Genomic DNA, 12,558 nt, shown 5'->3' with positions numbered 1-12,558 from the left:
TGTTAAACAATGTGGCAGGCAAAATAAGATGGAGCAAAAAGCGCGGCCAGTCAGTTGACTCGCCGCGCTTTTTGATTTGTCCTGAGCGATTTTTAATCGGCCTACCGTTTTTAAGGGTATCCGGATTTAGAGGAAATTCTCGGTTAAAATCACGCTTGTTGAAAATGAAGGACCAGGGCCTGTTAACATGAGTACACAAGATCAATCCATCCTCTCTCCCGAGCAACTTTTCCAGAATAATCGTCAGTGGGCTGCAGCAATCAATGCCAGGGACGCTGATTTTTTTAAAAAACTCGCGGCGCAGCAATCGCCGGAATATCTGTGGATAGGCTGCTCTGACAGTCGCGTCCCTGCCAATGAATTATTGGGCCTGTTACCCGGTGAATTATTTGTACATCGAAATATCGCGAACGTCGTCGTTCACACCGACCTCAATTGCCTGTCGGTATTGCAGTTTGCGATTGATGTGCTGCGGGTGAAGCATGTCATCATTTGCGGCCATTACGGCTGTTCCGGCGTACATGCGGCCTTGACGCGTCGGCGCGTCGGTCTGGCGGATAACTGGTTGCGTCATGTGCAGGATGTGCATCAGAAACATGAGGCGTATCTCGGTGATGTCTATACCGAGCGAGAAAAGAGCAATCGCCTGTGCGAACTGAATGTGATTGAGCAAGTCGTCAATGTTTGCCAGACCACAGTCGTGCAGGACGCCTGGGAGCGCTCGCAGAATCTGACTATCCACGGCTGGGTGTACGGTCTGCAAGACGGCTTGTTGCGTGAGCTGGGGATGCGGGTTAATTCGCCCGATACCCTGGCGCAGCATCTTGAAACCAGTCTGGCACGGTTTAAAGAATAATGAGCCTTGGCAGGCTAGGCGCTGAATTTTGATTTAGCGCGTTTCCAGCTTGCCGTCCCTTAATTTCCAGCGTTGTACATTGGGTAGCGCGATTAAATCCCGGTCGTGGCAGACCATGATGATGCTGCTGCCTTGCCTGATCAGGTCAGGGATCAGGGCAATCACTTGTTCTCTCGCTTCGCCGTCCAGATTGGAGGTCGGTTCGTCGAGCAGTAATAATTTCGGCCGCAGAATTTTGGCGCGCGCCAGTGCCACTCTTTGCTTTTCACCGCCGGATAAAGTCTGAGCCGCCTGCTTTGCCAGATGGCTGATGCCGGCCCAAGTCATGACTTGCTGTATCGCGTCGGCTTGCTCGGTCCGATCGCCGCCACGCAATTTCAATCCATAGCCGATATTCCTAGTGACCGTGTCCGCGAACATGACCGGATGCTGGTGCACATAGACGACGGTGTCGCGCAGTACGGGTGCGGCGGGCGGCCAGTGAATAGCTTTGCCAAACAAACTGGCCTGCCGGATAGTCGCTTTATCGAGTCCGCACAGAATGCGCAGCAGCGAGCTTTTCCCTGCGCCGTTAATGCCGGTCAGCACATAGGCGCTGGCACTGGCGATGCTGAGATGCTCGATGTCGAGCAGGCGCTTATCGCCATGCTGTTTTTGCAGACCCTGCATGCTCAGCAGATTGCTCATATTGCTCACCTCAGTCTTCCCGCATTGTGCGTATCGCCCTGCAACAATAGTAAAACGGCATTCATCAGCAAGGCCAGGCTGATCAAGACCACCCCCAGGGCAATCCCCTGCGCGAATTCGCCTTTGCTGGTTTCCAGGGCAATCGCGGTCGTGATCGTGCGGGTTTCGCCGGCGATATTCCCGCCTACCATCATGGCGCAACCGACCTCGGATAGGACGCGCCCAAAGCCATTGATCAGGGCGGCAAACACGCCAAAACGCACTTCATGCAACACCGTCAGCATAATGCGCCAGCGATTGGCGCCGAGAGTGAAGGCCGTTTCGGCCAATCTGGGATCGACCGCCTGCACTGCGCTCAGGGTGAATGCGATCAGCACCGGCAGTGCGATGATAGCCTGACCGAGGATAATGCCGGATTGCGAAAACAGCCAGTGCCAGCTTCCTAATGCGCCCTGGCGGCTCAATAACAGATACAGCAGCAGGCCGATCAATACGGTCGGCAGCGACAACGCCGCCTGCACCAGCCAGATGACCAGCCGCCGTCCGCGAAACGACTGGCTGGCAATCAGGTAGCCGAGCACCACGGCTGGCGCGCTTGCCAGTCCCAGGCCGATGAGCGAGGTTTTGAGCGATACCCAGATGATTTGCCACAGAGTGCCGTCACCTGCGAACAGCAAACCAAACGCATCGTGGACAGCGGCACCGATCGTCATGCGCGTTTAGAAGCAATGCTCCGGAGCGGGAAAGGACTTGTCTTTGACCGCCGCCACATAAGCTTGTACAGCGGCATCAATCGTGGTTTGTCCGTCCATGAAATTTTTCACAAAGCGCGCTTTGCGTCCCGGGAAAACCCCCAGCAGATCATGCATCACCAATACCTGGCCGGAGCAATCGGGGCCGGCACCGATACCGATGGTCGGTATCGCCAGCAAATTAGTGACTTCTTTGCCTAAAGCCGCAGGAATCGCTTCGAGCACCAGGACGCTGGCGCCTGCCGCCTGCAAACTCTGGGCATCTGCTTTTAGCAAATCCGCCGCGGCAGTGGTTTTGCCCTGCACTCTGTAGCCGCCTAGCTGGTGCACGGATTGTGGTGTCAGGCCGAGATGCGCGCAGACCGGTACCGCTCTTTCGGTCAGAAATTTAATCGTCGGCGCCAGCCATGCGCCGCCTTCCAGTTTGACCATTTGCGCGCCGGCTTGTATCAACTGGACCGCATTATTAAAGGCAGATTCAGGCGTCGCATAACTGCCGAACGGCATATCGGCAACCACCAGCGCGCTCTTATTGCCGCGGCTGACGCTCGCGGTGTGATAAGCGATATCCTGCACGGTGACTGGCAAGGTTGAATTGTGTCCCTGGCATACCATGCCGAGCGAATCGCCGATCAGCAACATCTCGACGCCGCAGCGATCCATCAAGGCGGCAAAGCTGGCGTCATAGCAAGTCAGCATGGTGATTTTGTCGCCTTGCTGGCGTTGTTCGATCAGGCCCGGGATGCTGACAGCCTTGCGATCTTGTAAATATTCAGCCAAGATAATTCTCCAGAGTAGTATTGATACGTTGATTCATCCTCATGCCGAGGATCAGCTTCTGAAAATAAAATACACCGCACCGATTAAACATAAGCCGGCCCACACATAGTCGAGCTTAAATGGCTGTCCCATATACAGCATAGCAAACGGCACAAAAACGATCAGGGTCAAGGCCTCTTGCAAAATCTTCAGTTGCGCCAGGCTGTATTGCGTATAGCCGATACGGTTGGCGGGTACTTGCAGCAGATATTCAAACAGGGCGATGCCCCAACTGATCAGTGCGGCGATCCACCATGCCTTGCTGGACAGATTTTTTAAATGCCCGTACCACGCCACCGTCATAAACATATTGGATAAAATCAGCAGGCCGGTAGTTTGTAAGATAACAGGAGTTTGCACGGGAGTATGTTTTATTGATGGCCTATTCCGCACATGGATATTGCGGATTTAATAAAAAATTGTCAGTACTGGTAGGTAGTATATAAAAATGCATTATTTCAGAACGTGGATACTCTGATCTTTTACCAGTCCGACCAGGTCCTGCACCGTGCCCTTGCCGGGAATGCGGGCGAGCGGATTGGCCTGCAGTAAAGGCAGCAACACAAAAGCCCGTTCAGTCATGCGCGGATGCGGCACGATCAGGCCGTCACGATTGATTTGTTCCGATCCATACAATAGCAAATCCAGATCAAGTGTGCGCGGCGCATTCCGGTACGGACGTTCGCGCCCGAATGCCAATTCGATTTGTTGCAAGGCGGCGAGCAAATCATGCGCCGATAAGCCGGTGCCGATCTGGACCACCGCATTGATGTAATCGTCGCCGGACGAGTCGATCGGGGCACTCAGGTACAGGCTCGATTGCGCCAGCAGGCGGGACGCCGGCAATGCCGCCAGCCGGGCGATCGCCTGCTCGACGGTGCCGCGCGCATCGCCGAGATTGGCGCCGATGCCGATACTCGCCTGAACCGTCATCACGATTTATTCGGCTACCGCTGCTTTGCGCGGTGCGCGGCGACGCGGACGACGTTTTTTTGCTTCTGTTGCCTGCTCTGTCGGTTTGATCGTCAGCAAATGCTCGCGCTCGTTGCCGTCGCCTTCCATGAAAGCCGTCCACCACTCGCCGATTTCGGCATCGAGTTCGCCGGACGCGCAGCGTAGCAGCAAGAAATCATAGCCAGCCCGCAGACGCGGATGTTCCAGCAATTTGTACGGCGATTTGCCCACGCGTTTTTCAAAGCGCGGCTGCATCGCCCAGATATCGCGCATGTCCGACCCTATCTTGCGTTGCAGGGCGAGGCTGTCGGTTTGCTTGTTCAGCACATCATCGGCCGCCAGGTGCAGGGCGGGAATCGCGAATTCCCCGGCTGCTTTATAGGCTTTCCATTTTTCCAGCACCTGATGCCAGAGCAAGGATGCGAACAGGAACCCGGGCGAGACCGGCTTGCCCTGACGGACCCGCTCATCGGTGTTGGCCAATGCCAGCGTCACGAATTTTTCACCTAATGGCTGCTCCAGCACCACATCCAGCAAAGGCATCAGTCCGTGGTGCAGACCGGCTTTGCGCAGTTGCTGCAGGCAAGCCATCGCATGCCCGCTCATCAACAGCTTCAGCATTTCATCGAACACGCGGGCAACCGGTACATTGTTGATCAGGGGGGCCATCACGGGAATCGGGGCGCGGGTCGCTTCATCGATGCTGAATTGCAGTTTGGCCGCAAAGCGCACCACGCGCAACATGCGCACCGGATCTTCGCGGTAGCGCGCTTCCGGTACGCCGATGATGCGCAAGGTCTTTTTACGGATATCGGCAATCCCGCCGTGATAATCGAGCACGGTTTGCGTCGCCGGATCGTAGTACATCGCATTGATCGTAAAATCGCGCCGCACCGCATCTTCATGCTGTTCGCCGAAGGTGTTATCGCGCAGCACGCGGCCATGCTCATCCTTGGGTGCGCCATCGGTCGCAGCGCCGCGGAAGGTGGTCACTTCCAGCAAGTCCTGGCCAAACATGACATGCACAATCTGAAAGCGTCTGCCGATGATGAAGGCGCGCCGGAACAGACGCTTGACTTGCTCCGGCGTGGCATTCGTGGCGATATCAAAATCCTTCGGCTTGACGCCTAACAGCAGGTCACGTACCGCGCCGCCCACCACAAAGGCTTTAAAGCCGTTTTCTTGCAGGGTCTGGGTTACGCGGATGGCATTCGCTGACAGCAATTCAGGATTGATGCCATGTTCTTTGGCGCTCAGCACAGTGGGTTTGCGCTTCGCTCCTGCGGGTTCCGGCGGGTTTTTGACACCCAACATTTTGCGGATAAATTTCTTGATCATTGCGCGTTAAATAAATGAATAATCGGCCAGCCGCATTGCTCGGCATGGGCACGTAGTTTGGTGTTGGGATTGGTGGCGACAGGATGACTCACAATCGACAATAAAGGAATATCGTTTTGCGAATCGCTGTAAAAATAACTTCGCGGAAAATCGCTCAGCTGCTTGCCCTGGCTGGCCAGCCATTGCTGCAGATGAATGACTTTGCCGTGGCCGGAGGTCGGCACACCCAGCAGTTTGCCGGTGATCCTGCCCTGGCTGTCGAGTTCCGGTTCGGCCGCGATCAGGTGCTCGACTCCCAGCGCCCTGGCAATCGGGGCGGTGACAAAACGATTGGTTGCCGTGATGATGGCGATTAAATCATTCTGTTCCTGATGTTGCCGTAACAAATCTCTGGCAGTTGGTAGCAGCGCCGGATGAATCACTTCCTGCATAAATTGCTGATGCATCTGATCCAGTTGATGGCTAGGGAATTGCGCCAGGGTGCCGAGCGCAAATTCCAGATATTCGACCGGGTCCAAGGTGCCGGCCTGGTATTGCGCGAAAAATGCCGCATTGCGTCGGGCGAATGCCTCGGCATCGACCGCGCCTGTGCGGGCTAAAAACTGGCCCCATTCATAATCCGAATCGATCGGCAGCAGGGTGTGGTCAAGATCGAATAAAGCGATGTTGCGCATGATGGGTGCAGGCGAAGACTGAGGATCGTTGGTAGGCATTAATTGGTATAGGCTTGTTGCTGCAGCAGTTCGCGCAACAGGGGCAAAGTGATCGCGCGTTTGGTTTCCAGCGAGTAGTGATCCAGTTGATCCAGCATCGAGGTCAGTGAACGCATATCGCGTTGGTAGTGCGTAATCAGGTAGGGTAACACGCCGCTTGAAATACTCATGCCGCGCGCCTGTGCTGCGCGCTCCAGGGCATCTATTTTATCCTCATCGGTCAATTCCATCACCTGGTAGATCAGACCCCAGCCGAGACGTGTCCGCAGATCGTCCCTGAGATTCAAGATCATCGGCGGATGATTGCCCGCGGCAACCAGGAAGCCGCCATGGGCGCGGGTTTCATTGAACAGATTGAAGGCGTCGATCTGCGATTGCGGCGGCAGGCTTTCGCAATCATCGAGCAGGTACAGGCTGATTTCCGGGCTGTGGTCAAAGGCGCTGCCCGGCGCGTCGGCGCTGATATAGCGGGCTTGCCCGCTGCTCGCTAAGGCGTGCAGCAAATGCGTCTTGCCCGCACCGGTCTCGCCCCACAGGTAGACAAAGCGCTCGCCGTACTGGCTGGGCGTGCGATCAGAAAACAGGCTCAGCAATTGCGCCAGTTCGGCATTTTGTCCGATCACAAAGGTATCTAGGGAAGGCGGTTTTTCCGCATCCAGATCAAGCAGTAATTGCCTCATGGTTGACGATACAGAGAGCTATTGAAATAAGAAGTGCGCAGATGCTTGACCGCGACTGCCAAGATCGCCGACGCCGGCAAGGCGACCAGGATGCCGATAAAGCCGAATAACTGACCGAATGCCATCAAGGCAAAAATCACCGTCAGCGGGTGCAGGCCAATCCGCTCCCCGACCAGGCGCGGCGTCAGGAAGAATCCTTCCAGCACCTGTCCTATGCCATACACAATCGCCACCGCAACCAATCCATGCATGCCATCAAATTGTAAAACTGCGCCAATCAAGGCCAGCACCAGACCCAGGCCGAAGCCGAGGTAAGGAATAAAGACTAAAAAACCGGTGATGATGCCGACCGGCAGCGCCAGATCAAAACCGGCCAGCGCCAGTCCGCCTGCATAGTAAATCGCGAGCACGATCATCACCATGATCTGGCCGCGCAGATATTGCGCCAGGATGCTGTCCACTTCGATCACGCCGGATTTTACGCCGCCGACCCAGCGCCGCGGGATGAAATGCTCCAGTCTGTCCATCAGCGCATGCCAATCCATCAGCAGGTAAAACAAGACGATAGGAATCAACAGCAGGTTCGCCACCATTCCTATCACTGCCGTACCGCCGACCCGGATCGACGACAGGACGGCTTTGCCGATCACATCGCCGCTGGTCGCGAGTTGCTCGCTCAGCATGCTCTTGATACCGGCGCTATCGAGCTTAACCTTGACGCCTAGATCATTGAGCATCGGTCCCAGCAAATCATTGGCCTTATCAAGAAAGCGTGGAATCTGGTCTTGCAACTGGGGGATCTGTTTTTGCAAAATCGGCGTCATGATCAGCAGCATGGTCAGGATCAGCATGATTACCAGTAGAATCAGTAAGGTCGCAGCCAGCGCGCGTGGTAACTGGAAACGCTTGATCCGCAAGGCGCACAGGCGATCTACCCAGGGATTGAGGATGTAAGCGAGGATGGCCGCGACGATGAACGGCATCAGGATCGGTCCCAGCATCGACATCAACAGCAGCAGTGCGCATCCCATCAGCAGCCACAGGGCGGTCTGTTTTTGCTCGGCAGTAAAAGAAAATGGCATAGGCGGGCTAGGTAGTTTCCGGTCAAAAATTATCAGCAAGACTGACAGTGCAACAGAAGCAATGTTGCCTGAGCTCTCATGTAAGTTCCAGGGCAAGTATTAATTTAGCTCCCTAAAAATTAGGAGCGGAGCGAGCGTTTTGTTAAAATAGCGCTTTTGCCGCTGAAATTTGCCGCATTCACTGGCAAGCCTCCTATTTTACCGCCTCACGCCTCTATTGACGACTATCATGAGCACACCAAGCAATGTTTCCCTCTCTTACCGTGACGCCGGCGTCGATATGGTCGCTGGCGATGCGCTAGTCGACGCGATCAAGCCTTTTGCCAAACGCACCATGCGCGAAGGCGTGATGGCTGGCATCGGCGGCTTCGGTGCCATGTTCGAAATCAGCAAGAAGTATAAGGAACCGGTACTGGTTTCCGGCACCGACGGCGTTGGTACCAAGCTGAAACTGGCTTTCCACCTGAATCGCCATGACACCGTCGGCATCGACCTGGTCGCCATGAGCGTCAATGACATTCTGGTGCAAGGTGCCGAACCCTTATTCTTCCTCGATTATTTCGCCTGCGGCAAACTCGATGTCGCCGCGGCGACCGACGTGATCAAAGGCATCGCCTTCGGTTGCGAACAGGCAGGCTGCGCCCTGATCGGCGGCGAAACTGCCGAAATGCCATCGATGTACCCGGATGGTGAATACGACCTGGCAGGTTTTGCGGTCGGTGCGGTAGAAAAATCCAAGATCATCGACGGTACCAAGATTGCGCCGGGTGACGTGATCCTGGGTTTGGCATCCTCCGGCATCCATTCGAACGGCTTCTCCCTGGTGCGTAAGATTATCGAAGTCGCCAATCCAGACCTGAACGCCGATTTCCACGGCCGCAGCCTGGCCGATGCGCTGATGGCGCCCACCCGTATTTATGTCAAACCTTTGCTGGCCTTGATGGCTGGCATGGAAGTCAAAGGCATGGCGCACATTACCGGCGGCGGTCTGGTGGAAAACGTGCCGCGCGTGCTCGGCGACACCTTGACTGCGGTGTTGGACAGCAGCACCTGGGAATTGCCGCCTTTGTTCAAATGGCTGCAACAGCACGGCGGCGTCGCCGATGCAGAAATGCACCGGGTATTCAACTGCGGTATCGGCATGGTCGTGATTGTCGCGCAAGAAAACGCCGATGCCGCGATGGCGCAACTGACAGCCGCAGGCGAGACCGTCGCCCGCATCGGCACTATCCGTGCGCGTGAAGGCAATGAGCATCAGACCATCGTGGTGTAGACATCTGCGTCGTCAAACTGAAAAGCGCATGTAGTCATGCGCTTTTTTATTAAGGCTTACGCAACAAGCAAAATCTCACATAAAACCTCACATTACCTTGCCACCGAGACAGCGTGAAAAGGCAAGAAGAATTGGCGATAGGGATGGTCGTTCTCAAAACCAACCCGCAAGCCGGGTGCGCCTGTTGGCACGAAATGCTGCCGAAAGCCGCATCCAGCCTGCGGATTCAATCTGAACGCCGGTAAGCAATTGATCGCTTTGCGGATAACCCTATTATCTCTTGCAGACAGCTTTCTGGTTTGAGGTAGCAGATCGGCAAATTTCATCGTCCCGCTCTTGACCCGTTGCTCTCCGCTTCGTTGCTGATATGCCGGAGATCTCTTGGTTTCGCTTTGTATAATGCAAAGCATGAGTTACAGCATCGTCTGGTTTAAACGGGATCTGCGCTGGCATGATCACCTCGCGCTTCACACGGCCGCTTCTCATGGGACTGTGTTGTGTGTCTACGTGATAGAGCCCCGCATCTGGGCACAGGCCGATGCGGCGAATCAGCATTATCAGTTTGTGTTGGAAAGTTTGCGCGAGTTGTACGCCGGATTGCGCCGCCTGGGTGGTCAATTGCATGTCCTGACAGGCGAGGTACCCGCCGTGTTCGCACAACTGCACGCTGCGTCACCGTTTCGCGCCATCTACTCCCATGAAGAAACGGGTAATGCGGTTAGCTACCAGCGCGATCTTGCGCTGGGACGCTGGTGCCAGTCGCAAGGCGTAAGCTGGCAAGAGTTTGCCCAATTCGGTGTAGTGCGACGGCTGGCCAGCCGTAATGGCTGGCATACCCATTGGGATGCGCATGTGGGACAAGCCTGCCTGCCCACACCAGAATTGGGTGCGGTCAGTTTTGTGGCGTCACCGCTGGCGCAACAGCTTCCCCCGCTGCCGCAAGAACTGGGTTTGACATTATTCGATCCGCCTCAGCGCCAGCGAGGCGGCCGCGCGGCCGGATTGGCGGTGCTTGAGAGTTTCTTAAGCGATCGCAGCAATCAATATCGCGGCGGCATTTCCTCACCGTTATCTGCACCGACGGCGTGTTCCCGTTTGTCTCCTTACCTTGCTTACGGTTGTCTGAGCTTGCGTGAAATTGTGCAGGCGACTTTGCGGCAGCGCACCCAATTACCGCTCACTGCATCGCGTCAAAAACAAGGATTGAGCGCCTTCATCAGCCGTCTGTATTGGCACTGCCACTTCATACAAAAATTAGAGAGCGAACCAGAAATTGAATATCGCAATATACATCGCGCTTACGACGGCCTGCGTGAACACGACTGGAATCAAGCTCATTTTGACGCGTTGACCTCGGCCCGCACCGGCTGGCCGCTGGTCGATGCCTGCGTTGTGATGTTGCGTGAAACAGGTTGGCTGAATTTTCGTATGCGGGCGATGCTGGTGTCCGTCGCAGCCTATCCCTTATGGCTGGACTGGCGACCGGTAGGTCATTGGCTGGCACGCCAGTTTTTGGATTATGAGCCTGGCATTCACTGGAGCCAGATGCAAATGCAATCAGGCACTACCGGCATCAATGTCCCGCGTATCTACAATCCTATCAAACAGGCGAGCGACCACGATCCGCATGGTCGATTCGTGCGCCACTGGTTGCCTGCGATGCGACGGGTACCGGATTCCTGGCTGTTTGAGCCGTGGCGCATGCCGCCCGAGGTGCAGGCCAATTGCGGGGTGATTGTCGGTAAGGATATTCCATCCCCTGTCGTGGATCTGGAGCAGGCGACCCGTGCAGCTAAAGCGCGCTTGTTTGCCCTGCGCGAACAAGCTGCAGTGAAATCTGCCAAAGCCCCGATTATCGAAAAACATGGTTCGCGGAGGAGAGACCATACTCGCTCGACAAGCAAGCAAATTTCCGCGAAGAATTCATCCCAGCTGAGTTGGGAGTTTTAAATGAAAATGCGCAAAAAATCGGATTTACCCACCAAAGTATGTCCGCAATGTCTGCGACCATTTAGCTGGCGCAAGAAGTGGGAACAGGTCTGGGACGAAGTCAAATATTGCTCGGTACGCTGCCGTCACGAAAGCAAAGGAAGCCCATGACGACGGTTATTTATTGGTTCCGCAATGATTTGCGTCTGGCAGATAATCCAGCACTGTTGAACGCCATTAGCAGAGCCAGCAGACTGATTCCCGTTTTTTGCCATCCGGCGGGTTTGTCGCAAAAAACTGCGTGGGGGTTTGCGCGGTGGGGCTTGCATCGCCAACAGTTTTTAGCGACCGCGTTAGCGGATCTTCATGCACACTTACAATCCTATGGCAGCGGCTTGCTGGAGCTCACCGGTACGCCGCACGAAGTTTTGCCTGCCCTAGTACGGGAGTTCGGCGTAGCCGCGATCTTTTGTGAGGCCATCGCCGCACCGGAAGAAGAGGCCGCGCTAAGCTCCTTGCGCGATGCGGGTGTGCAAGTCATTACTACCTGGCAATCAAGCCTGCTTGATCCTGACGATTTACCATTTACGGAATCTGCATTGCCTGAGGTGTTTACGCAATTCCGTACGGTGATCGAGCGCGCCGATATTTTTCCGCTGTTGCCCCTGACTGCGCCGGCATCTATCCCGCCGCTGCCCGGATATCTGGATATCCCGGAGAGAAACAGGCTCGCCAGATTATTGTCCAAACCTCATCAAACACTAGCCGATGAGCGATCCTCATTCCCTTATGAGCAAGCTGAATTTTTCGGCGGCGCCAGTGCTGCGAACGCTCACCTGGCACAGTATCTGGCACGCAAATTACCGCATTCCTACAAGCTCACGCGCAATGCCCTGACAGGCGTGGATTATTCAACCAAATTCTCACCTTGGCTGGCCTGCGGCGCGTTATCGGTGCGCACCATCTATGCGGAGCTGAAAGCGTTTGAACATAAGCACGGTGCCAACGATGGTAGTTATTGGATATGGTTTGAATTATTGTGGCGCGATTACTTTCGCTTTCTCCATCTCAAATATGGGTCGCGCTTATACCGCGCCACAGGCTTGAGTAATTTGCCTGCGCCGCCGCACGATGAGGCAGCATTTGCACTCTGGTGTCGGGGAGAGACTGGCGAGGCCCTGGTGGACGCAGGGATGGATGAATTAGCGGCAACCGGCTACTTATCGAACAGATTGCGGCAAATTGTTGCCAGCTATTTGATCCATGAACTGGCTTGCGACTGGCGGGCGGGCGCGGCCTGGTTTGAAGCACAATTAATTGACTACGATGTGTATAGCAATCAAGGTAATTGGCTATACATCGCTGGTCGCGGAACGGATCCGCGTAACGGCCGCCGCTTTAATCTGCCAAAGCAAACGCATGATCACGACGCTGACGGTACCTATCGGCGGCTTTGGCTGACCCTCTAAAGCATC

Annotated in this window: 15 protein-coding genes; 5 read left to right on the top strand and 10 right to left on the bottom strand. The window is 55.3% G+C overall.

The window, feature by feature from the left end:
• Nucleotides 1-187: 187 nt before the first annotated feature.
• Entirely contained in the window at nucleotides 188-856 is a 669-nt protein-coding gene (can, locus tag LPB67_RS12510) for a carbonate dehydratase (protein ID WP_262837592.1), read from the top strand.
• A gap of 33 nt (nucleotides 857-889) precedes the next feature.
• Here the strand turns inward: can and LPB67_RS12505 are convergent, their stop codons facing one another.
• The 9 genes from LPB67_RS12505 to LPB67_RS12465 all read right to left on the bottom strand — a co-directional run bounded on the left by LPB67_RS12505 (nucleotide 890) and on the right by LPB67_RS12465 (nucleotide 7,881).
• Complete coding sequence (locus LPB67_RS12505; RefSeq protein WP_262837591.1) at nucleotides 890-1,543, bottom strand: energy-coupling factor ABC transporter ATP-binding protein; 654 nt, start codon at nucleotides 1,541-1,543, stop codon at nucleotides 890-892.
• A gap of 5 nt (nucleotides 1,544-1,548) precedes the next feature.
• Nucleotides 1,549-2,256 (bottom strand): ABC transporter permease, encoded by a 708-nt coding sequence (locus LPB67_RS12500; protein WP_262837590.1) that lies wholly within the window; start codon nucleotides 2,254-2,256, stop codon nucleotides 1,549-1,551.
• 6 nt (nucleotides 2,257-2,262) lie between these two features.
• Nucleotides 2,263-3,075 carry a 3-methyl-2-oxobutanoate hydroxymethyltransferase gene (panB, locus tag LPB67_RS12495; RefSeq protein WP_262837589.1) on the bottom strand — a complete coding sequence of 271 codons (813 nt, stop codon included), beginning with the start codon at nucleotides 3,073-3,075 and terminating at the stop codon, nucleotides 2,263-2,265.
• Between the two features lie 51 nt (nucleotides 3,076-3,126).
• The gene (locus LPB67_RS12490; RefSeq protein ID WP_262837588.1) at nucleotides 3,127-3,474 is read right to left on the bottom strand and encodes a DMT family protein; all 348 of its coding nucleotides are present in this window, start codon (nucleotides 3,472-3,474) and stop codon (nucleotides 3,127-3,129) included.
• A 93-nt stretch (nucleotides 3,475-3,567) separates the two neighbouring features.
• A complete protein-coding gene (gene folK, locus LPB67_RS12485) occupies nucleotides 3,568-4,047 on the bottom strand; it encodes a 2-amino-4-hydroxy-6-hydroxymethyldihydropteridine diphosphokinase (protein WP_262837587.1) in 480 nt (159 codons plus the stop codon).
• A 6-nt stretch (nucleotides 4,048-4,053) separates the two neighbouring features.
• Complete coding sequence (gene pcnB / locus LPB67_RS12480) at nucleotides 4,054-5,406, bottom strand: polynucleotide adenylyltransferase PcnB (RefSeq protein WP_262837586.1); 1,353 nt, start codon at nucleotides 5,404-5,406, stop codon at nucleotides 4,054-4,056.
• Nucleotides 5,403-6,080, bottom strand: coding sequence for an HAD family hydrolase (locus LPB67_RS12475; RefSeq protein WP_262837585.1), 678 nt, complete (start codon nucleotides 6,078-6,080; stop codon nucleotides 5,403-5,405). Before LPB67_RS12475 ends, pcnB begins: the two co-directional genes overlap by 4 nt.
• 38 nt (nucleotides 6,081-6,118) lie before the next feature.
• Nucleotides 6,119-6,799, bottom strand: a complete 681-nt coding sequence (gene hda / locus LPB67_RS12470) for a DnaA regulatory inactivator Hda (protein ID WP_262837584.1) — start codon at nucleotides 6,797-6,799, stop codon at nucleotides 6,119-6,121.
• Nucleotides 6,796-7,881: an AI-2E family transporter gene (locus tag LPB67_RS12465; RefSeq protein ID WP_262837583.1), complete on the bottom strand. Its 1,086-nt coding sequence runs from the start codon at nucleotides 7,879-7,881 to the stop codon at nucleotides 6,796-6,798. The genes hda and LPB67_RS12465 overlap by 4 nt, the downstream gene beginning before the upstream one ends.
• 229 nt (nucleotides 7,882-8,110) lie before the next feature.
• Between LPB67_RS12465 and purM the strand changes: the two genes are divergently transcribed.
• Nucleotides 8,111-9,154, top strand: coding sequence for a phosphoribosylformylglycinamidine cyclo-ligase (gene purM / locus LPB67_RS12460; protein ID WP_262837582.1), 1,044 nt, complete (start codon nucleotides 8,111-8,113; stop codon nucleotides 9,152-9,154).
• Nucleotides 9,155-9,246: 92 nt separating this feature from the next.
• Here the strand turns inward: purM and LPB67_RS12455 are convergent, their stop codons facing one another.
• Complete coding sequence (locus LPB67_RS12455) at nucleotides 9,247-9,480, bottom strand: hypothetical protein (protein ID WP_262837581.1); 234 nt, start codon at nucleotides 9,478-9,480, stop codon at nucleotides 9,247-9,249.
• Nucleotides 9,481-9,562: 82 nt separating this feature from the next.
• Between LPB67_RS12455 and LPB67_RS12450 the strand changes: the two genes are divergently transcribed.
• From LPB67_RS12450 to LPB67_RS12445, 3 genes are read left to right on the top strand one after another with little or no spacing between them, the layout of a single operon-like run.
• Nucleotides 9,563-11,104, top strand: coding sequence for an FAD-binding domain-containing protein (locus LPB67_RS12450; protein ID WP_262837580.1), 1,542 nt, complete (start codon nucleotides 9,563-9,565; stop codon nucleotides 11,102-11,104).
• A complete protein-coding gene (locus tag LPB67_RS19195; RefSeq protein ID WP_410482735.1) occupies nucleotides 11,105-11,254 on the top strand; it encodes a DUF2256 domain-containing protein in 150 nt (49 codons plus the stop codon).
• The gene (locus LPB67_RS12445) at nucleotides 11,251-12,552 is read left to right on the top strand and encodes a DASH family cryptochrome (protein ID WP_262837579.1); all 1,302 of its coding nucleotides are present in this window, start codon (nucleotides 11,251-11,253) and stop codon (nucleotides 12,550-12,552) included. Before LPB67_RS19195 ends, LPB67_RS12445 begins: the two co-directional genes overlap by 4 nt.
• The last annotated feature ends 6 nt before the right edge of the window (nucleotides 12,553-12,558 follow it).

This window comes from Undibacterium sp. Jales W-56 (genome assembly GCF_025548535.1).
In the GTDB taxonomy this organism is placed as follows: domain Bacteria; phylum Pseudomonadota; class Gammaproteobacteria; order Burkholderiales; family Burkholderiaceae_D; genus Undibacterium.
This window is presented reverse-complemented; position numbering and strand designations above follow the sequence as displayed.

Coding starts and splice junctions, on each gene's coding strand:
- can (WP_262837592.1), top strand. CDS start 188: ATGAGTACACAAGATCAATCCATCCTCTCTCCCGAGCAACTTTTCCAG.
- LPB67_RS12505 (WP_262837591.1), bottom strand. CDS start 1,543: ATGAGCAATCTGCTGAGCATGCAGGGTCTGCAAAAACAGCATGGCGAT.
- LPB67_RS12500 (WP_262837590.1), bottom strand. CDS start 2,256: ATGACGATCGGTGCCGCTGTCCACGATGCGTTTGGTTTGCTGTTCGCA.
- folK (WP_262837587.1), bottom strand. CDS start 4,047: ATGACGGTTCAGGCGAGTATCGGCATCGGCGCCAATCTCGGCGATGCG.
- pcnB (WP_262837586.1), bottom strand. CDS start 5,406: ATGATCAAGAAATTTATCCGCAAAATGTTGGGTGTCAAAAACCCGCCG.
- LPB67_RS12475 (WP_262837585.1), bottom strand. CDS start 6,080: ATGCGCAACATCGCTTTATTCGATCTTGACCACACCCTGCTGCCGATC.
- hda (WP_262837584.1), bottom strand. CDS start 6,799: ATGAGGCAATTACTGCTTGATCTGGATGCGGAAAAACCGCCTTCCCTA.
- LPB67_RS12465 (WP_262837583.1), bottom strand. CDS start 7,881: ATGCCATTTTCTTTTACTGCCGAGCAAAAACAGACCGCCCTGTGGCTG.
- purM (WP_262837582.1), top strand. CDS start 8,111: ATGAGCACACCAAGCAATGTTTCCCTCTCTTACCGTGACGCCGGCGTC.
- LPB67_RS12455 (WP_262837581.1), bottom strand. CDS start 9,480: ATGAAATTTGCCGATCTGCTACCTCAAACCAGAAAGCTGTCTGCAAGA.
- LPB67_RS12450 (WP_262837580.1), top strand. CDS start 9,563: ATGAGTTACAGCATCGTCTGGTTTAAACGGGATCTGCGCTGGCATGAT.
- LPB67_RS19195 (WP_410482735.1), top strand. CDS start 11,105: ATGAAAATGCGCAAAAAATCGGATTTACCCACCAAAGTATGTCCGCAA.
- LPB67_RS12445 (WP_262837579.1), top strand. CDS start 11,251: ATGACGACGGTTATTTATTGGTTCCGCAATGATTTGCGTCTGGCAGAT.